The organism is Meridianimarinicoccus zhengii, assembly GCF_003254465.1.
Lineage (GTDB): Bacteria > Pseudomonadota > Alphaproteobacteria > Rhodobacterales > Rhodobacteraceae > Meridianimarinicoccus > Meridianimarinicoccus zhengii.
In genome coordinates, this window is the sequence record NZ_QDFI01000025.1 from 25,044 (window position 1) to 43,967 (window position 18,924).

Annotated in this window: 19 protein-coding genes; 6 read left to right on the plus strand and 13 right to left on the minus strand. The window is 66.5% G+C overall.

What is annotated here, in order from left to right:
* Nucleotides 1-24 precede the first annotated feature (24 nt).
* Both DDE13_RS09975 and DDE13_RS09980 read right to left on the minus strand, forming a co-directional pair.
* A complete protein-coding gene (locus DDE13_RS09975; protein ID WP_235868658.1) occupies nucleotides 25-1,185 on the minus strand; it encodes an acetoin utilization protein AcuC in 1,161 nt (386 codons plus the stop codon).
* Nucleotides 1,182-1,712, minus strand: coding sequence for a glutathione peroxidase (locus tag DDE13_RS09980; RefSeq protein ID WP_394340296.1), 531 nt, complete (start codon nucleotides 1,710-1,712; stop codon nucleotides 1,182-1,184). Before DDE13_RS09980 ends, DDE13_RS09975 begins: the two co-directional genes overlap by 4 nt.
* Nucleotides 1,713-1,888: 176 nt before the next feature.
* Between DDE13_RS09980 and DDE13_RS09985 the strand changes: the two genes are divergently transcribed.
* The 4 genes from DDE13_RS09985 to ptsP all read left to right on the plus strand — a co-directional run bounded on the left by DDE13_RS09985 (nucleotide 1,889) and on the right by ptsP (nucleotide 6,642).
* On the plus strand, nucleotides 1,889-2,380 hold the full coding sequence (locus DDE13_RS09985) for an NUDIX hydrolase (RefSeq protein ID WP_111403937.1): 492 nt from the start codon (nucleotides 1,889-1,891) through the stop codon (nucleotides 2,378-2,380).
* Between the two features lie 97 nt (nucleotides 2,381-2,477).
* Nucleotides 2,478-2,936: a DUF1178 family protein gene (locus tag DDE13_RS09990; RefSeq protein WP_111403963.1), complete on the plus strand. Its 459-nt coding sequence runs from the start codon at nucleotides 2,478-2,480 to the stop codon at nucleotides 2,934-2,936.
* Between the two features lie 193 nt (nucleotides 2,937-3,129).
* Nucleotides 3,130-4,389 (plus strand): aspartate kinase, encoded by a 1,260-nt coding sequence (locus DDE13_RS09995; protein WP_111403938.1) that lies wholly within the window; start codon nucleotides 3,130-3,132, stop codon nucleotides 4,387-4,389.
* Nucleotides 4,390-4,398: 9 nt separating this feature from the next.
* Nucleotides 4,399-6,642 carry a phosphoenolpyruvate--protein phosphotransferase gene (ptsP, locus tag DDE13_RS10000; protein ID WP_111403939.1) on the plus strand — a complete coding sequence of 748 codons (2,244 nt, stop codon included), beginning with the start codon at nucleotides 4,399-4,401 and terminating at the stop codon, nucleotides 6,640-6,642.
* 32 nt (nucleotides 6,643-6,674) lie between these two features.
* Here the strand turns inward: ptsP and DDE13_RS10005 are convergent, their stop codons facing one another.
* The 4 genes from DDE13_RS10005 to DDE13_RS10020 all read right to left on the minus strand — a co-directional run bounded on the left by DDE13_RS10005 (nucleotide 6,675) and on the right by DDE13_RS10020 (nucleotide 11,051).
* A complete protein-coding gene (locus tag DDE13_RS10005; RefSeq protein WP_111403940.1) occupies nucleotides 6,675-7,763 on the minus strand; it encodes an ABC transporter ATP-binding protein in 1,089 nt (362 codons plus the stop codon).
* On the minus strand, nucleotides 7,760-8,560 hold the full coding sequence (locus DDE13_RS10010) for an ABC transporter permease (RefSeq protein WP_111403941.1): 801 nt from the start codon (nucleotides 8,558-8,560) through the stop codon (nucleotides 7,760-7,762). Before DDE13_RS10010 ends, DDE13_RS10005 begins: the two co-directional genes overlap by 4 nt.
* Entirely contained in the window at nucleotides 8,560-9,432 is an 873-nt protein-coding gene (locus DDE13_RS10015) for an ABC transporter permease (protein WP_111403942.1), read from the minus strand. Before DDE13_RS10015 ends, DDE13_RS10010 begins: the two co-directional genes overlap by 1 nt.
* A 119-nt stretch (nucleotides 9,433-9,551) precedes the next feature.
* Nucleotides 9,552-11,051 carry a CoA-acylating methylmalonate-semialdehyde dehydrogenase gene (locus DDE13_RS10020; protein ID WP_111403964.1) on the minus strand — a complete coding sequence of 500 codons (1,500 nt, stop codon included), beginning with the start codon at nucleotides 11,049-11,051 and terminating at the stop codon, nucleotides 9,552-9,554.
* A gap of 94 nt (nucleotides 11,052-11,145) precedes the next feature.
* On the opposite strand from DDE13_RS10020, the gene DDE13_RS10025 reads away from it, so the two are divergent.
* Nucleotides 11,146-12,063, plus strand: coding sequence for a LysR family transcriptional regulator (locus DDE13_RS10025; RefSeq protein WP_111403943.1), 918 nt, complete (start codon nucleotides 11,146-11,148; stop codon nucleotides 12,061-12,063).
* A gap of 24 nt (nucleotides 12,064-12,087) precedes the next feature.
* Here DDE13_RS10025 and rpsI read toward each other — a convergent pair whose 3' ends face one another.
* The 4 genes from rpsI to DDE13_RS10045 all read right to left on the minus strand — a co-directional run bounded on the left by rpsI (nucleotide 12,088) and on the right by DDE13_RS10045 (nucleotide 14,749).
* A complete protein-coding gene (gene rpsI, locus DDE13_RS10030) occupies nucleotides 12,088-12,585 on the minus strand; it encodes a 30S ribosomal protein S9 (RefSeq protein ID WP_111403944.1) in 498 nt (165 codons plus the stop codon).
* Nucleotides 12,585-13,049 (minus strand): 50S ribosomal protein L13, encoded by a 465-nt coding sequence (rplM, locus tag DDE13_RS10035; protein ID WP_111403945.1) that lies wholly within the window; start codon nucleotides 13,047-13,049, stop codon nucleotides 12,585-12,587. Before rplM ends, rpsI begins: the two co-directional genes overlap by 1 nt.
* A 252-nt stretch (nucleotides 13,050-13,301) precedes the next feature.
* On the minus strand, nucleotides 13,302-14,108 hold the full coding sequence (locus tag DDE13_RS22815) for a hypothetical protein (RefSeq protein ID WP_162630939.1): 807 nt from the start codon (nucleotides 14,106-14,108) through the stop codon (nucleotides 13,302-13,304).
* Nucleotides 14,109-14,329: 221 nt separating this feature from the next.
* Entirely contained in the window at nucleotides 14,330-14,749 is a 420-nt protein-coding gene (locus tag DDE13_RS10045; RefSeq protein ID WP_235868659.1) for a PaaI family thioesterase, read from the minus strand.
* A 57-nt stretch (nucleotides 14,750-14,806) separates the two neighbouring features.
* Here DDE13_RS10045 and DDE13_RS10050 point away from each other — a divergent pair, with 57 nt between their 5' ends.
* Nucleotides 14,807-15,625: an enoyl-CoA hydratase gene (locus tag DDE13_RS10050; protein WP_111403946.1), complete on the plus strand. Its 819-nt coding sequence runs from the start codon at nucleotides 14,807-14,809 to the stop codon at nucleotides 15,623-15,625.
* A gap of 6 nt (nucleotides 15,626-15,631) precedes the next feature.
* Here DDE13_RS10050 and DDE13_RS10055 read toward each other — a convergent pair whose 3' ends face one another.
* From DDE13_RS10055 to DDE13_RS10065, 3 genes are all read right to left on the minus strand, one after another.
* On the minus strand, nucleotides 15,632-16,402 hold the full coding sequence (locus DDE13_RS10055; RefSeq protein ID WP_111403947.1) for an enoyl-CoA hydratase-related protein: 771 nt from the start codon (nucleotides 16,400-16,402) through the stop codon (nucleotides 15,632-15,634).
* Nucleotides 16,403-16,468: 66 nt separating this feature from the next.
* Nucleotides 16,469-16,939 (minus strand): cytochrome c-type biogenesis protein, encoded by a 471-nt coding sequence (locus tag DDE13_RS10060; protein ID WP_111403948.1) that lies wholly within the window; start codon nucleotides 16,937-16,939, stop codon nucleotides 16,469-16,471.
* Nucleotides 16,936-18,912 (minus strand): heme lyase CcmF/NrfE family subunit, encoded by a 1,977-nt coding sequence (locus DDE13_RS10065; protein WP_111403949.1) that lies wholly within the window; start codon nucleotides 18,910-18,912, stop codon nucleotides 16,936-16,938. The genes DDE13_RS10060 and DDE13_RS10065 overlap by 4 nt, the downstream gene beginning before the upstream one ends.
* Between the last annotated feature and the right edge of the window lie 12 nt (nucleotides 18,913-18,924).

The window sequence follows — 18,924 nt, forward strand, 5'->3', positions numbered from 1 at the left end:
CGCCGCAAGGGCGGGCGCAACCGGTCAGACCATCGCGCGCCCATGCGCGGCGATGCGCGTGCGGATCGCGTCGCGGATCGGGCCCTCGGCGGGAAGATCGCGCAAGGTATCCCGCCAATGGAGTTGGACCGGGCGGCGTTCCCGCAGGCCGGTCCAGCGCAGCCCGTCCAGCACGGCGCGGGCGGGCGGTGGCAACCGGTCGGGCACGGGATGGCCGGCCAGTTCCGCCCAGACGCGCGTCCACAGACGACCCACGGACCAAGGGTTGTAGCCCCCGCCGCCCAGAACCATGAGCCTTGGCGACAGGGCACGCAGCCCCCGCAGGATGGCGATATGGGCATTGTTGGACAGCGAAAGCCGCGACATCGGATCCTCGGCCAGCGCGTCGGCACCGCATTGCATCACGATGGCGTCGGGGCGGAACCCGGCGACACGCCGCAGGATGAGGTCGTCGCGGATCAGCGCCATCTCGTTGTCGTTCAGACCTTTCGGCACCGGCAGGTTCACGAGGTTCCCGCAGCCGCGATCCGTGATCGCACCCGTCCGGGGCCAGCGGTTTTCTTCGTGCACCGACACGGTGAGCACGGCGGGATCGTTCGCGAAGGCATGGTCCACCCCGTCACAATGATGCGCGTCGATATCGACATAGGCGATCCGCGCGCAGCCCTCGGCCCGCAGGGCCAGCACTGCAATGACCGGATCGTTGAAATAGCAAAACCCGTTGGCGCGGTCGGGCAGGCCGTGATGGGTCCCGCCACCGGGCGCGTGCACCACCCCGCCATGGCGCAGCAGGGTCGCCGCCAGCATGACCCCGCCGACACCGGTGGCGGGGCGGCGAAACATCTCGGGGAAGATCGGGTTGGCCGTCGTGCCGATATTGTGCCGCGCCTGCACCGCCGGGCTTGCCGCCTGCTCCGCCTCCGCCTGCTGGAGCGCTGCGACGTAGTCGGGCGTATGCCACAGTGTCAGCGCCGCCGGGCGCGCGCGCGGGCTGATGCGGTACTGCCCCGCTGGCAGCCATCCCAACGCGCGGCACAGGTCCATGACCTGCGGCACGCGCGGCACGGCAAGCGGGTGCCAGCGGCCATAGGACGAGCCGCGATACACCTCGGATCCAATGAATACCGGCCCTGCCACGGCGCCGTCGGGCGCCCCGGGCGCAGCGACCGTCGTGCCGGTGGTCACGGGGCGAGCAGCGCCTCGATCCGGCCCGTGATCTCGGGCGATTGCGGGCGGGTCATGGACCCCCACGTGGCCACCACTGCCCCCGACCCGTCCAGCAGCACCTTGTTGAAGTTCCAGCGCGGCGTGAAACCGTGGTTGTCGGAAAGCCAGCGGTAGAACGGATGCGCGTCGGGGCCGCGCACCGACGTGATGTCGGTCATCGGCAGCGTCAGTCCGAACGTGACCTCGCAGAAGTCCTTGACAGCCTCCGCATCCGCCAGCTCCTGCCGGAAATCGTTGGACGGCACCGCCAGCACTACCAGCCCCCGCGGCCCGTAGGTTTCGTGCAGCGCCTGTAACCCTTCGTACTGTTGCGTAAAGCCGCACCGCGATGCCGTGTTCACCACCAGCACGGGCTGCCCTTGCCAGTCCGCGACGTTCAGCATGCCACCGTCGATCGATGCGAATTCGAACCCTGCCGCGGGCAATGCCGCAACGGTTGTCACCCCCAGAACGATGCTGCGCAACATGGTCCGGAACGATGTCATCGCGTGCTCCCGTATCGACACCTTACGGCTGAGCCACATAAGCCGATGTGCCTGCGCGGCAACTGGACAACTTGCAAGGTGATCCGGGTGGACATGCGCCTGCCACGTGCTGTAGCCGATGCTGACCCAAAGGCACGTAGCCCTTGGCACGCGCATTCGCACCCCCTTGCATTCGAATGGAACTTTACGTCCCCGTGTCCTTTTCCGCCCGTATACCGACCAAAGACAGCGCCCGTCCTGCGTCTTCGCAGGACGCCGAACAATTTGGCGCGCTGTGTTACCGCGAAAAGAACGGCAAGATCGAAATCCTGCTGATCACCAGTCGCGGGACCGGGCGCTGGATCGTGCCCAAGGGCTGGCCGGTCAAAGGCCAGACCCCCGCGGGCAGTGCCACCGTGGAAGCCTTCGAGGAAGCCGGGGTCGAAGGGCGCGCAAAGCCCGTCTGCGCGGGGGTCTACGGCTATGACAAGCTTGCCGAGGACGGCCGCGGTACACCTGTGCGCGTGGCCCTGTTCCCGCTGCGGGTGCGCAAGCTGCGCCGAAAGTATCCCGAGGCCGAGCAACGCAAGCGGCGCTGGTTCTCGCGGAAACGGGCGGCCGAGCTTGTGGACGAAGCGGAACTCAAGACCATCCTGCGTAGCTTCGATCCGGCAGCCCTGACGCCGTGATGCAGCCCCCGGGACATCATTGAATCGCCCTCGCTTTCCGGCTTGGCAAATGCCCCGATGCGGCTATGTTGCAGCGCTCTGACGTTGGATGGGGTCGATGATCCGTTACACGCTCAAATGCAGCACCGGGCACAGTTTTGAAAGCTGGTTCGCGTCAAGCACCGCCTTCGACGACCTGCGCGATGCGGGGCGGCTGGAATGCGCTGTTTGCGGCGGCCGCAGCCTTGATCGTGCGCTGATGGCGCCGCGCGTGCGGACCGCGCGGTCGGCAACTGAACCGGACGTGCCCGCTGCCGACACCGCGCCGCGCCAAAGCCTGTCGGCACCAAGCGACAGCAAGCTTGCCCGCCTGATCCGGGCCGTCCGCAAACAGGTGGAACGCGAAACCGAGGATGTCGGCCGGAATTTCGTGCACGAAGCGCGCGCGATCCATACGGGCCAGGCGCCGGAACGCGCGATCCGCGGGGAGGCCGATCCGAGGGAAGCCCGCCGTCTCGTCGAGGAAGGGATCTCGGTGATCCCCCTGCCCTTCATGGACAGCAAGAAGGCGAACTGATCGCCGCGGGCTTTCTGCGGCCGCCCTGCTGGATCGGGCTTCGTCCGCGGCATCGGACCGGGCGATAGCGAGGGCGTCCAGCCGCGCGGCTTTCCCTTGCGCAGCAGCCCCGCCTTGCCTAAACAGCGCCGACTGACAAGAGGCCCCTGCGGTGCGGCCTTTTCGGGGCTGCGACGGGGGCAAGACAGCGACCATGCCGATCCTTGTGATGAAATTCGGCGGCACCTCCGTGGCCGATCTGGACCGCATCCGCAACGCTGCATCGAAGGTCCGGGCAGAGGTCGAACGCGGCTTTGACGTGATCGTCATCGTGTCGGCCATGTCGGGCAAGACCAACGAACTTGTGGGCTGGGTAAACGACACCTCGCCCTTCTTCGACGCGCGTGAATACGATGCGGTCGTGTCGTCGGGCGAGAACGTGACCGCCGGGCTAATGGCGCTGACGCTTCAGGAAATGGACGTGCCGGCGCGCAGCTGGCAGGGCTGGCAGGTGCCGCTGATGACCACTTCCGCGCATTCGGCGGCACGCATCGAAAGCATTCCACGCCACAACATCGACCAGAAATTCGCCGAAGGCATGAAGGTCGCCGTGGTGGCAGGCTTCCAGGGGATCAGCCCTGAGGGCCGCATTACCACGCTGGGGCGCGGCGGGTCCGACACGACCGCCGTGGCCTTCGCCGCCGCGTTCGATGCCGAACGCTGCGACATCTACACCGACGTGGACGGCGTCTATACCACCGACCCGCGTATCACGTCGAAAGCCCGCAAGCTCGACCGCATCGCGTTCGAGGAAATGCTGGAACTCGCAAGTCTCGGCGCGAAGGTCTTGCAGACGCGGTCGGTCGAACTCGCCATGCGCTACAAGGTGCGCCTGCGCGTTCTGTCGTCCTTCGAGGACAGCACCGAAAATTCCGGCACGCTCGTGTGCGACGAGGAGGAAATCATGGAAAGCAAGGTCGTATCCGGTGTCGCCTATTCCCGCGATGAGGCCAAGATCACGCTGGTGACGGTGGAGGACCGGCCCGGCATCGCCGCCGCGATCTTCGGCCCGCTGGCGGATGCCGGCGTGAACGTGGACATGATCGTCCAGAACATCGGCGAGAAGGATTACGACGATCACCCGGGCGTGGTGACGGACATGACCTTTTCCTGCCCCAACGACCAGGTCGCGCGCGCCGAACGCGCGATCATGGAGGCCAAGGCCCGCGGCGAGATCGATTTCGGCGAACTCGTCACCGACACGGACGTGTGCAAGATTTCCGTCGTGGGGATCGGGATGCGCAGCCATGCCGGCGTCGCCGCGCGGATGTTCAAGGCGTTGCGCGACGAGAACATCAACATCAAGGTCATCGCCACGTCAGAGATCAAGATTTCGGTCCTGATCGACCGGAAATATATGGAACTGGCGGTTCAGGCACTCCATGATGCCTTCGAGCTGGAGACCCCCTCCTGACGGAGCCGCATGCCCCAAGCGACGGAAACCGAAAGCCGCAAACTGCTTGGCCGCCTGCGACAGGCGATGGCCGAAGGGGATGCCGGGCAGGAACGGCTTGACCGGATCACCCATCTGATCGCCGACAGCATGCGCACCGAGGTGTGCTCGATCTACCTGTTCCGCGACAACGACACGCTTGAGCTTTGCGCGACCGAAGGGCTGCGCGCGGAAGCCGTGCACCAGACCCGGATGCGGCTAAACGAAGGGCTTGTGGGGCGGGTCGCCGCCACCTCGCGCGCGATCAACAGCGCGAACGCCCCGCAGGAGCCCGGTTTCCGCTTCATGCCCGAAACGGGCGAGGAGGTGTATTCGTCGTTCCTTGGCGTGCCGGTGCAGCGGCTGGGCCAGCGGATGGGTGTGCTTGTCGTGCAGTCCAAGCAGGCGCGCAGCTTTTCCGAGGACGAGGTCTACGCGCTCGAAGTCGTGGCCATGGTGCTGGCCGAGATGACCGAACTTGGCGCGATCATGGGGGAAGCCGGCGGGCTGACGCCGCTCCACAAGCGCGCCCAGGCGTTCCGCGGCGGCATCGGCCAGGAAGGTGCCGCCGAGGGCCGGGTGTTCCTGCACGACCCGCGCGTCGTCGTGACGAACCCCATCGCCGACGACCCGGAGGAAGAGCTCAAGCGCCTGCGCCGCGCCATCAAGACCCTGCGCGGATCGCTCGACACGGCGCTGGCGGATGCGGGCAAGATCGAAGGCGACCATGTGCAGGTGCTGGAAACCTATCGCATGTTCGCCAATTCAAAGGGCTGGCTGCGGCGCATGGAGGAGGACATCGCCCGCGGCTTGTCGGCCGAGGCGGCGGTGGAAAAGGAGCAATCCGCCGCACAGGCGCGGATGCGGACAGTGCCCGACGCCTATCTGCGCGACCGGCTACACGATCTCGACGACCTGTCAAACCGGCTCCTGCGCATCCTGACCGGACAGGGGCGCGACGCACATGCGGATCGGCCCGAGGACGCCGTACTGGTCGCGCGCAATATCGGCCCCGGCGAGTTGCTGGAATACGGTCGCACACTCAAGGGTATCGTGCTCGAAGAAGGGTCGGTCGGCAGCCACGCGGCGGTGATCGCGCGCGCCTGGGCGATCCCGCTGATCGTGAACGCGACCGGCATCACCACGGAGGCGCTGAACGGCGATGCCATCCTGGTGGACGGCGACCAGGGCGTGGTGCATCTGCGCCCGGACGATACCGTGACATCGGCCTTCCGCGACAAGCTGGCGATGCAGGCCAAGGCGCAGGAACGCTATGCGTCGATCCGCGACCTGCCGGCGGCCACCCGCTGCGGGCAGCGCGTGGCGCTCTACATGAACGCGGGGCTGATGGCGGACCTGCCCAGCCTGAAAGGGTCGGGCGCCGAGGGTGTGGGCCTGTTCCGCACCGAACTGCAGTTCCTCATCCGGTCCAAGGTGCCGCGCCGGGGCGATCTGGCCAGCCTGTATGCCCGCGTCATGGATGCCGCGGACGGCAAGCGGGTGGCGTTCCGCACGCTCGACATCGGGTCGGACAAGGTCCTGCCTTACATGAAGCCGCAGGACGAACCGAACCCGGCGCTTGGCTGGCGGGCGATCCGCGTGGGGCTCGACAAGAAGGGCGTCATGCGGATGCAGTTGCAGGCGCTGATCCGGGCGGCGAACGGACGCGCGCTGACGGTAATGTTTCCCTTCATCGCGCAGTTCGACGAATACCGTCAGGCGCGGCAGATGCTGCTGGACGAGGTGGAGCGCGAGCGCAAGCTGGGCCATGTCCTGCCCGCACGGCTGGAGATTGGCGCGATGCTGGAAACCCCCAGCCTCGCCTTCGCGCCGCGGCAGTTCTTCGAGCTGGCCGATTTCATCTCCATCGGCGGCAACGACCTGAAGCAGTTCTTCTTCGCCGCCGACCGGGAAAACGAACGGGTGCGGCGGCGGTATGACACGCTGAACGTCAGCTTCCTGACCTTCATCGAGCAGATCGTGAACCGCTGCGCTGAGACGGGAACCCCCCTGTCGTTCTGCGGCGAGGATGCGGGCCGCCCCGTGGAGGCAATCTGCTTTGCCGCCATGGGCCTGCGCGCGCTGTCGATGCGCCCCGCATCAGTGGGTCCGGTCAAGCACCTGCTGCGCCAGACGAACCTGACCGAATTGCGCGCCGTGATCGACGCCGCCCGCGCCGAGGGACATCAGTCGGTGCGCCCTTCGGTCATGGCGTATCTCGAACGCGCCCAGTAGCCGGACCCGGCGACCGGCAGAAATCGGGCCGCTTACACGTCCTGGAACAGGCTCAGCGCACCAGGTTCCCAAGCAACGCGCACGGCGCTGCCGGGTTCGAGAACCGGGCGCGACAGCAAGTTCTTCATGGAACAGGTCACTGGGGACGCCCCACCGGGCAGGTCGATATCGTAATACGTCATGTCCCCGTAATAGGCGCGCTCGGCCACGGTGCCGTCGCTGAACAGCCCCGTGGGCAGCGGGTCGGATCCGAACATGATCGACAGGCTTTCCGGACGCAGGCCGAACTGTGCCGCACCAAGCCGCGCGGTTGCCGCCAGATCGCCCGGCAGCGGGATCGTCCCAAGCCCCGCGATATCGGCCAGAAGCTGCCCGCCGTCGGACCGCACCGTGCCGGGCAGGAAATTCATCATCCCGATGAAGGCCGCGACCTGCTGCGACCGGGGCGCGCGGTAGATGCCCTGCGGCGTGTCCACCTGCGCGATGGCCCCCTCGAACATCACCGCGATGCGGTCCGACATGATGAGCGCCTCTTCCTGGTCGTGGGTAACCAGCACGAAGGTGATGCCGACCTGCCGTTGCAGCCGCCGCAATTCGCTCTGCATCTGTTCGCGCATCTTCTTGTCGAGTGCCGAGAGCGGTTCGTCCAGCAGCAGCACCTTGGGCTTCAGGATCAGTGCGCGGGCCAGCGCCACGCGCTGCCGCTGCCCGCCCGACAGGGCATGGGCGGCACGGTCGCCATAGCCCGACAACCCCACCATCCCGAGCGCCTCGTCGATCCGGGCGGCCTTCTCGGCGCGGTTATCGCCCGACCGGCGCAGCCCGAAGCCCACGTTCTCGGCCACGCTGAGATGCGGAAAGATCGCGTAGGACTGGAACACCATGTTTGTGGGCCGCTTGTTGGCGGGCACGCGCAGCATGTCGCGCCCGTCGATCCGAAGGTGCCCGGTCTCCGGGGTCTCGAACCCGGCGATGGTGCGCAGCAGCGTGGTCTTGCCGCAGCCGGACGGACCCAGCAGCGAAAAGAACTCTCCCGCCCCGATATCGAGACTGACATCCCGCAGCGCGTGGTAGCTGGCATAGGTCTTGTTGATGCCGGACAGGGAAATCAGCGCGGTCACAGGAAGCCTCCGGTATCTTGGCCGCCGCGTCGGCGCACGCCGCGGCGACGGGCCAATTCGGCCAATGTCAGCAGCAGCACCGACGCTGCCACGAGGATCGTCCCCAGCGCCATGACCGCCGGCAGCCGCTGGGGAAAGCGCAACTGCCCCCACAGATAGACCGGCAGGGTGGCGTCCGACCCGGACACGAAGAAAGCGACGATGAATTCGTCCATGGAGATGGTGAAGGCGATCAGCAGCGACGCGATGATGCCGGGCATGACAAGGGGCAGGATGATCAGGCGGAACGCCCCCCAGCCGGTTTCGCCCAGATCCACCGCCGCCTCCTCCAGCGCGGGGTCGAGCGACTGGAACGCCCCGTTCAGGATCGCCACGCAAAAGGGCGTGCAGATCAGCACATGCCCCAGAATCACCGTGAGCGACGTCAGCGGCAGCCCGACCTGCAGGAACACCACCAGCAGCGCCACCGCCACGATGATCTCCGGCAGGATCAGCGGCAGCATGATCAGTCCCATGATCCCCGCCTTGCCCGGAAAGCGGTAGCGCGCCGCGGCGCGTGCGGCACAGATGCCCAGCAGCGTGGACACCACCGCTACGACACCGGCGATCTTGAGCGAGGTCAGAACGGCGGTATGCAGCGCCGGGATCGTGGCGAGTTCCGTGAACCATTCGGTCGTGAAACCCGCCAGCGGAAAGGCGATCACGGTGGACGCATTGAACGCGAAGACCGGCAGCAGCAGGATTGGGGCGTAAAGGAACAGCAGGTAGACCAGCGTGTAGACGCGCAGACCCCGCATCAGCCGCGCCCTTTCAGGAAACGGCGGTTCAGCAACACGAACACGAGCGCAATCGCCCCCACGCTCAGCATCGCCAACACCGCAAGCGTCGCCCCCATGGGCGCATTGTCGAGCCGCAGGAACTGTGTCTGGATCATGTTGGCGATCATCAGGCCGCCGGGCCCACCGACCAGCCGCGGCGTGACGTAATCGCCAATGGTGGGGATGAAGACGATCAGGCTTGCGGCCACCACGCCCGGCATCGCCAGCGGCAGTGTCACCCGCCAGAACGCGCGCAAGGCACTGTCGCCGAGGTCGCGTGCGGCCTCCAGCAGCGACCGGTCGATGCGTTCCAGCGCCACGAAGATTGGCAGGATGGCGAAGGGCGCATAGGCGTGCGCCAGCGTGATGACCACCGCGTTGAGGTTATACAGGATCACGGTCAGCGGTTCCTCGATCACGCCCAGCCCCATCAGCGATGTGTTCAGCACGCCGTTGAAGCCAAGGATCACCTTCCAAAGAAACACCCGCACGAGATACGAGGTCCAGAACGGGATCGTGACGAGGAAGATCCACAGCGCCTTGCGCCGCGGGGCCACGTGGAACGAGATGAAATAGGCGACGGGAAAGGCCAGCACGACCGTCACGGCCGTCACCACGCCCGCGATCCAGACCGACCGGCCCATCAATTCGCGGTAGATCGGGTCGCGAAACGCCTCCCGATAGTTGTTCAGGGTCAGCGTCGTGTCGATGTCGAGAAAATCCTGCGTCCAGAAACTGAACAGCAGGATCATCGCCATGGGTCCAGCCAGCAGCGCCACGGCATAGACGAGCGGCGGGGCCACCAGCAGCAATCCCGTGCGGCTTTCACCCGCCTGTCCGTCTTTGGCCATGCCCTGCCCCGTGCCGTTTCCGGTGCAGTATTCCGCCGCGCCGCAGAGGTGTAAACCGCTGCCGCAGCGCGGCGGTCAGAAAAGCGGGCGGCTCGGCCGTCCCGTGCCGCCCTGTGCCGTCAGCCCATGGTCGGCATTACGAATTCGGCGTCGGTCCTGACACCGGTGGGCCAGCGCGTCGTGATCGTTTTCAGCCGGGTGTAGAACCGCACCCCTTCCATGCCGTGCATGTGGTGATCGCCGAAGAGCGACTGTTTCCAGCCCCCGAAGCTGTGGAACGCCATGGGCACCGGGATCGGCACATTGACGCCAACCATGCCGACCTCGACGTCATGGGCGAAGGTGCGCGCCGCATCGCCGTCGCGGGTGAAGATCGCGACACCGTTGGCGTAATCATGGGCGTGGATCAGGTCCACCGCCGCATCGTAATCGGGCCGCCGCACCACGGACAGGACCGGGCCGAAGATCTCCTCCCGCCAGATGGTCATGTCGGGGGTTACGTTGTCGATCAGGGTCGGGCCCACGAAATAGCCGTTCTCGTAGCCCTGCGGCGGGGTGAATCCGCGCCCGTCCACGACGATCTTCGCGCCCTCGGCCTCGCCCTTGTCGATATAGCCAAGGATGCGTTCCTGCGCTGCCTTCGTGACGACAGGCCCCATGTCCGAGGCACGGTCGGCGGCGGGTCCGACCTTTAACGCCTCGATCTTCGGGACCAGCCGTTCGATCAGCGCGTCGGCCACGGCGTCGGTCACGGGCACCGCCACGGAAATCGCCATGCAACGTTCGCCCGCGGACCCGTAAGCCGCCCCCATCAGCGCGTTCGCCGCCATGTCGAGATCCGCGTCTGGAAGGATGACCATGTGGTTCTTGGCACCCCCCAGCGCCTGCACCCGCTTGCCATGCGCCGTGCCCGTCTGGTGGATATACTGCGCGATGGGGGTGGAGCCGACGAAGCTGACGGCCTTCACGTCCGGGTGGGTCAGCAGCGCGTCAACGGCAGCCTTGTCGCCCTGCACCACGTTGAACACGCCGTTGGGCAGGCCCGCCTCGGTCAGCCAGTCGGCGATCATCAGCGATGCGGACGGGTCCCGTTCGGACGGCTTCAGCACGAAAGTGTTGCCGCAGGCCAGCGCCACGGGGAACATCCACATGGGCACCATAGCGGGGAAGTTGAACGGAGTGATCCCGGCCACGACGCCAAGCGGCTGGCGGACCGAGTTGCTGTCCACGCCGGTCCCCACGTCCTCGGTGAAATCGCCCTTCAACAGGTGCGGCGCGCCCACGGCGAATTCGACGACCTCGAGACCCCGCGTCACCTCGCCCAACGCATCGTCATGGGTCTTGCCGTGTTCCAGCGAAATCGCCTCGGCCAGTTGGTCGGCCCGGTCCCACAGAATCGTCTTGAACCGGTCGAGAATACGCGCACGGCGCAGCGGCGGCATCTTCGCCCAAGCGGGCCATGCGGCGGCGGCGGCGGCAACCGCCTGCCCGACCTCGGCTTCGGACGCCAGCATGACGGTCTTCGCCGCCTCGCCGGTGGCGGGGTTGAATACGGGCTGGCTGCGCCCGGACGTCCCGGCGATGCGCGCGCCGTCGATGTAATGGCCGATCTCGGTCATGGGGTCCTCCATTGCTGTTGCACCTTTTATCGCTCAAAGGTTTGTGCATATAAATGGCCGTGAATGGCGATCCGTTATGCAAGAACGTGTGAGCATGGACTGGGACGATATCCGGCATTTCCTCGCCGTGGCACGGGAAGGTCAGATCCTTGGCGCCGCGCGGCGGCTGGGCATCAGCCAGGCGAAACTGAGCCGCCGGATCGCCGCGCTGGAAGCCGCTCTGGGACAACGTCTGATCGACCGGACCACCCGCGGGTCCGCCTTGACGGAACAGGGGCGCGCGCTTTTCGCCACCGCCGAACGGATGGAGGCGGAGGTAATGGCCGTGGCATCCGAACTGGCAGGGCCGGAGGGCATCGCCGGTACGGTGCGCATTGGCACACCGGACGGGTTCGGTGCGGCCTTCCTCGCCCCGCGACTGGGGACGCTGCGGGCGGCGCATCCTGGGCTGCGCGTACAGCTTGTGCCGGTGTCGCGCAGTTTCTCGCTGTCGGAACGCGAGGCCGATCTGGCGATCATGGTGGGGCGGCCCGACAAGGGGCGCCTGCGCGTGCGGCGCCTGACGGACTACACGCTTGGGGTGTACGCAGCGCGCGCCTATCTCGCGCGGCACGGCACACCCGCCGACCCGGCAGCGCTGCGCGAGCACGACCTTGTGGGCTATGTCGACGATCTCATGCACACACCGGAACTGGCCTACACGTCCGAGGTCTTGCGCGATTGGAGAGCCACCGTGGAAATCGCCACCGCAGTGGGCCAGGTCGCCGCTGTGCGCGGCGGCGCCGGGATCGGCGTGCTGCACGATTTCATGGCTGCGGACGACCCCGACCTGATGCTGCTTTTCCCCGAGATCCGCATCGAACGGAGCTATTGGACCGTGTGGCACGAGAACCTGCGCGCCGACCGTCCGGTGCAGGCCGTGGTCGCGTTTCTCGACGCCTCGGCGCGGGCCGAGCGGGCGCTGTTCCTGCGGCCCGCACACGAAAACGGGCCCCGCGATGGGGGCCCGTGATACCGTGTCGTGATCGGCTGGCGATCAGCGCTTGGAGAACTGGAAGCTCCGGCGCGCCTTGCGCTTGCCGTATTTCTTGCGTTCCACAACGCGGCTGTCGCGCGTCAGGAAGCCCGCTGCCTTCAGTGCCCCACGCAGCGACGGATCGTACAGCTGCAGCGCCTTGGACACGCCGTGCTTGACCGCACCCGCCTGCCCGGACAGCCCACCGCCCTTGACGGTCGCCATCACGTCGAACTGGCCCGACACGCCGGCCACGGTGAAGGGCTGGCGCAGGATCATCTGCAACACCGGGCGCGCGAAATAGGCGTCCATGTCCTTGCCGTTCACGGTGACCTTGCCGGAACCGGGCTTGATCCAGACACGGGCGACCGCGTCTTTCCGCTTGCCGGTGGCGTAGGAACGGCCGAGCGCGTCGCGCACGGGTTCGCGGGGCGCTTCGGGTTCCATCACGGTCACGTCCGCAGCGGTCCCGGCCACGGCACCCTTCAGGTCGTCGAGCGATTTGATTTCGTCGGCCATCATGCGCTCCGCGTGTTCTTGGGGTTGAGGATCTTGACGTCCAGCACCTCGGGCGCCTGCGCCTCGTGCGGGTGCGCAGTGCCGGCGTAGATGCGCAGGTTGGTCATCTGCTGGCGGCTCAGCTTGTTGCCGGGCAGCATGCGCTTCACTGCAAGCTCCAGCACCCGCTCGGGGTGCTTGCCGTCAAGCACCTTGTCGGCGGTCACCGACTTGATGCCGCCGGGATGGCCGGTATGGCGGTAATAGGTCTTGTCGGTGCGCTTGCGCCCGGTCAGCTGCACCTTGTCGGCATTGATGACGATGACGTTGTCGCCCATGTCCATATGCGGTGTGAAGCTGGCCTTGTGCTTGCCGCGCAGGCGCATGGCGATGATCGAGGCGAGACGGCCCAGAACGACACCTTCGGCGTCGATCAGGATCCATTTCTTCTCGATATCAGCCGGTTTGGCTGTAAAGGTTTTCATGGTCGCGACCCTTGTCAGGAAACGGCGTGTATGGCGGCCGACCCGCCGCCCTTGTGGCGCCGGTGTCGGGATTGGGGGGTTCTACGGGTTTCAAGCGCGCAGTCAAGGGCGACATGCCGCGTATTATTGAACGTTTTCAATGATCTGAAAATTAGGTAACCAGATACCCATGATTTGATCGTCTGGAACGGCCTGAATCCGAACGCCCGCGCCGGTCAGGGCGCGGGCGTGGGGCCGATTGGGGATGCGCTGTCAGGTCCGGCGTACGTAGCTGCGCAACAGTTGCAGCGCCCAGAGCAGCAGCAGCAGCGTTGCCGGCAGCGGGACCGCGGCGATGGGTGGCGCCGCAGGCGATCCGCCGCCACCCGGCGAGGTGTTCAGGAAACCGCCGCCGGGCACCGAGGTACCGCCACCCGAACCACCGCCGGACCCACCGGACCCACCGCCAGAGCCGCCGCCGGACCATCCGGCCCCGCCACCCCAGAGCGATCCACCGCCGCCACCGCCGCCAGAGGACGCAAGTGTCAGGTCGCCCGAGGGATCGCCGAAAGCGCCGGGGATGTAGAAGGGTGGCACAGCGCCATCCGCCACGGTCCCGGACGGATCGGGCAGTGCTGCGGGATAGAGGCTCGACACCTCGATCACCAGCGCATTGCTGTCTTCGCTGTCGTCGTCCGCCCCGGTCCAGAGTTGCACATGCATGCCGCTATCGCCCCGCGCCTCAAGGATCGCGGGATCCTGCGTCCCGCGCCCGGCCACGCATTCTCCGGTCTGCTCGATGGAGGTCACGACCGGCATCCCGCGCCCGCCTTCGGGCGGGGTGATACTAACCAGCGGGCAACCGTTCATGTAGAGCATGACGGTTTCGACCAGCGCCTCGTCGCCGTCGTTGACGAAGCCCCTGACGGACGGCGCACCCTGGATGATCTCGTCCGAAGGGCCGACGCCGGCCGCGCCATAGGCATCCGCGAGCGCCATCGCGGGAAAGCACAGAACCACGCACAGGGTACCGAGCGTGACCCGGCCGAGGCGGTCCTGCTTGTCGCTGTACTGTGTCATGTCCATCCCATCCGTTCCAAGTGCCGACAGGCTATTGCCGACATCAGAACCCTACCGAGATCGGCTCGTATGCGCGAACATGCATCCGATCATGTTCCCTATACGGAAGTTTAACAGCCGTTAACTTCTGACCATTCTGGCAGCCATTGCGGGGGCGCACCGGCCCCACCGGAAGGGCACCGCGAGCTTCATCTACGCCGCGCGCCCGGCGCCGCACAACTCTAGGGAATGAAGTAGGTTAAGGTCCCGCGGGCCACCAGGGGCCCCTCTGCGCCCCCCGATGTCAGGCGCGCATCGCCGACCGCGAGCCGCCTGCCGCATTTCAGGATCTCGATCTCGGCCAGCAACGTCTTGTCGGCGCTCGGCTTTCGCAGGAAATCCATGGAGCAGCCCGTGGTGACGGCGAGCGCCCTCGGCCCGACAAGCGCCAGGACGGCAAGGTAAACTCCGACATCGGCGAGCATGAACATGGTTGGCCCCGAAACCGTGCCGCCCGGTCGCAAATGGCTGTCATCGGGTCGAAGCACCAGATCGAGTCGCCCCGGCGACAGCGTGCGCAGGTCCAGCGCACCGGCCACCTGGGGAAACTCGGCGTCGAGAAACGCGCGCAGCGCGGGCATGTCCATTTTCAGATCGTGCATCGCTTTCCCCGTGAAGTCCGAACCGCTACGGTTCCGCGAAACGCGAGGAGGTTCAAGATGCCTGACACGATCGATAGGCCCGATGTGACGACAGACCCGTTGATCCGCACCGATCGCGGCGCCGTCGCCTGCCTGACCCTGAACGCGCCGCGCGCACTCAACGCGTTGTCGGACGGGATGCTGGCGGCGCTGACGGGCACGCTGACCGAACTGGCGGACGACCCCGCCATCCGGGTGATCGTGCTCCGCGGGACGGGCAAGGCGTTCTGCGCCGGTCACGACCTTAAGGAAATGACCGCCGCGCGCGCCGCGCCCGATGGCGGTGCGGCCTATTTTGCCGATCTCTTCGATCGCTGCGGCGCGCTCATGCAGGCCGTCCCGCGCCAGCCGCAGCCGGTCATCGCGCAGGTCCACGGGATCGCCACCGCGGCGGGCTGCCAGCTGGTCGCCAGTTGTGACATGGCGGTGGCGGCGACAGGCACGCGGTTTGGCGTGAACGGGGTCAATATCGGGCTGTTCTGCTCGACGCCGATGGTCGCGCTGTCGCGCAACATCCCGCGAAAGCAGGCGTTCGAGATGCTGACCACCGGCGATTTCATCGACGCGCATCAGGCGCGGGAATTGGGTCTTGTGAACCGTGTCGTCCCCCCCGACGCGCTGGAGGCCGAGACAATGGCACTGGCCGAACAGGTTGCGGGTAAGCTGGGCAGCGCCGTGCGTATCGGCAAGGGCGCGTTCTACGACCAGATGGAACGGGATCTGGCCGGGGCCTACGCGCTGACCCGCGACGCGATGGTGCGCAACATGATGGATGACGACACGGCCGAGGGCATCGCCGCCTTCATCGAAAAGCGCCCGCCGAACTGGTCGCTGTGAAGCGGATCAGCGCCCCTCGAAGACCGGCGCCCGCTTGTCGAGAAATGCGACGACGCCTTCGCTGAAGTCGCGGGTGCGCCCGCACTGACCTTGCAACTGCGCCTCCAGCGCCAGTTGCGTATCCAGATCGTTGGCGGCACTTGCGCGCATCGCCTGCTTGACCGCTGCGTAGGCGAGCGTCGGCCCTTGCGCCAGTTGCAGCGCCCGCCGGGCCACATGGCCGGTGAACAGGTCGTCTTCGACGGCTTCCCAAATCATGCCCCAAGCCTCGGCCTGGCGTGCGGTGACGGGTTCCGCGAAAAGCGCCGCCCCCATCGCACGCGCGAAGCCGACCTGCCGGGGTAGCCAAAAGGTGCCGCCCGCGTCCGGCATGAGACCGATCCGCGTGAACGCCTGCAGAAACACCGCGCGATCAGCGGCGATGACGACATCCGCCGCCAGTGCAAGGTTGGCCCCTGCCCCCGCTGCGGCACCGTTCACAGCGGCGATGGTAGGGATAGGACAGTCGAAGATCGCCCGCAGCATGGGCGTGTATTCGTCGCGCAGCACCCGTTCGATATCCATCGTGCCAGTGCCATCGCCCAGATCCTGACCCGAACAGAAACTGTCCCCCGCCCCGGTCAGCACCAGAACGCGGGCCTGTTCCTGCGCCACGCGGATCGCGGCGGAAATCTCGGCCCGCATCTGGCTGTTCAGCGCGTTGCGCCGTTCGGGGCGCGCCAGCGTCAGGGTGGCGACATCGTCGGCGATGTCGAAGGTGATCGTCTGAAAATCCATGGCCGTCTCTCCGCAGTTGCGCACCAGCCTACGGCAAACCGAAGACCGGAAAAGCGCAACGCTGGGTCACTCGCCGAGAATTTTCTTCAACTGCGCCGCCTCGTCGGCACTCAGGTCAGGTGTGGCTTCCGCGTCAGCGCTCTGGCGCGACCGCAGGTAACCCCAGCCGATCCCCGCGGCGAGAAGGAACATGGCCGGACCGGCAAGCCACAGGATCAGGTTCGACCCGCGCGTCGTCGGGTTCAGCAGGACGTATTCGCCGTAGCGGTCCACGATGAAATCCACGACTTCATCATTGCTGTCACCTTCGACGATCCGTTCGCGCACCAGAAGCCGCATGTCCCGCGCAAGATCCGCGTTGGATTCGTCGATGTTCTCGTTGCGGCAGACGAGGCAGCGCAACCCGTCCGATATCTCGCGCGCGCGGGCTTCCAGCGCGGGGTCCGGCAGCACCTCGTCCGGTTGCACGGCGGGCGCGGCGACGGGCACCAGTAGCAGCAGGACCGCCAGCACGCAGGATCGCAGACGCCCGGTCATTCCGCCGGCACCGGCTTGGCGTCGCGGTCGCGCGCCGCACCGGGGGCCACGCGGAACCGCCGGTCCGCCAAGCTGATGAAGCCGCCAAGCGACATGATGATCGCCCCCGCCCATATCCAGTTGGCGAAGGGCTTGATATATGTACGCACTGCCCAGCCGCCACCCGCTTGCGGATCACCGATCACCAGATAGAGATCGCGGAATACGCCGTTGTCGATCCCGGCTTCGGTCGTGGGCATCTGCGCGACCGGGTAGTTTCGCTTCTCGGGGTTCAGGATCGCGATCTGCCGTCCGTTCCGCTCCACCACCATGTCGGCCATGATGCTTTGATAGTTGGGCCCCTGCACCCGGCGCACGTCCGCGAGCGTGATCTCGTAGCGTCCGACCGTGAAGGTGTCACCGACCTGCGCGACGCGGATATCCTCCTGTTCCCACGCGGTCAGGGCCGCGATGCCGATGAAGGTCACGCCCAGCCCGATATGGGCGGTGGCCTTGCCCCAGTCCGCGCGCGGCAGGTTCCACAGGCGGCGCAGGCGGGATTGCAGGTCGCCGCGCCCGGTGCGCATCCACAGGTCCATCTTGGACCCGGCGATCAGCCACACCCCCAGCGCGATGCCGATGGGCGCCAGGATGCTGCGTTCCGTCTGGAAAGTCCAGACGAGCGCCGCGATCAGGAAGGCGGAAATCGCAGGGATCACCATGATCCGAGCGACCCGGTCCAGCTTGCCGCGTTTCCACGGGATGACGGCGCCGAGCGGCAGGATGATCGCCAGCGCCACCATGAAGGGCGTGAAGGCCGCGTCGAAGAAGGGCGGACCGACCGACAGCTTGCGGTCGAACAGCATCTCGGCCACGAGCGGCCAGATCGTGCCCACGAAAACCACGAAGCACGACACCGCCAGCAGGATGTTGTTGGCCACCAGCGCGCTTTCGCGGCTGACGATGCCGAACACGCCGCGCGCCTGCATGGCGCTGGCCCGGGCCGTGAACAAGGTCAGGCCGCCGCCCAGGAACAGCGCGATGATCCCAAGGATGAACACGCCCCGTTCCGGGTCATTGGCAAAGGCATGGACCGAGGTGAGAATGCCGGACCGCACGATGAAGGTACCGATCATGGAAAACCCGAAGGCGAGGATCGCCAGCAGGATCGTCCAGGCCTTCAGGCTTTCGCGCTTTTCCACCACGATGGCCGAGTGCAGCAGCGCTGCGGCCAAGAGCCACGGCATGAAGGACGCGTTCTCGACCGGATCCCAGAACCAGAAACCGCCCCAGCCCAGTTCGTAATAAGCCCACCACGATCCCAGCGCGATGCCCACTGTCAGGAACATCCAGGCCGCAAGCGTCCAGGGCCGGACCCAGCCACCCCAGGCGGCATCCACGCGCCCTTCGATCAGCGCGGCGATGGCGAAGGAGAACGTGACCGAAAGCCCGACATAACCGAGATACAGGAACGGCGGATGGAAGGCGAGACCGGGATCCTGCAGCAGCGGGTTCAGGTCCTGCCCGTCCAGCGGCGGCACGGCCATGCGCAGGAACGGGTTGGAGGTGAAGATGATGAACACCATGAACACAAGGCCGATCGCGGCCTGCACGGACAGCACGCGCGCCTTCAGGGACGGTGGCAGGTTGCCCCCGAACCATGCCACGCATGCGCTGTAAAGCGTCAGGATCAGGACCCAAAGCAGCATGGACCCCTCGTGGTTCCCCCAGACGCCCGTGACCTTGTAGAGCATCGGTTTCAGGCTGTGCGAATTGTCCACCACCAGCTTGACCGAGAAATCCGACACTACGAAGGCGTAGGTCAGCGCACTGAAGCTAAATGCGGTCAGCAGCAGTTGCGCGGTGGCGGTCGGCGCGGCCACGGCCATCCAGGTGGCCCAGCCCCTTTGCGCGCCGACCAGTGGCACGACGGTTTGCACCAGCGCCACGCAGGCGGCCAGCAGAAGTGCAAAATGGCCCAGTTCGACGATCATGGCGTGCCCTCC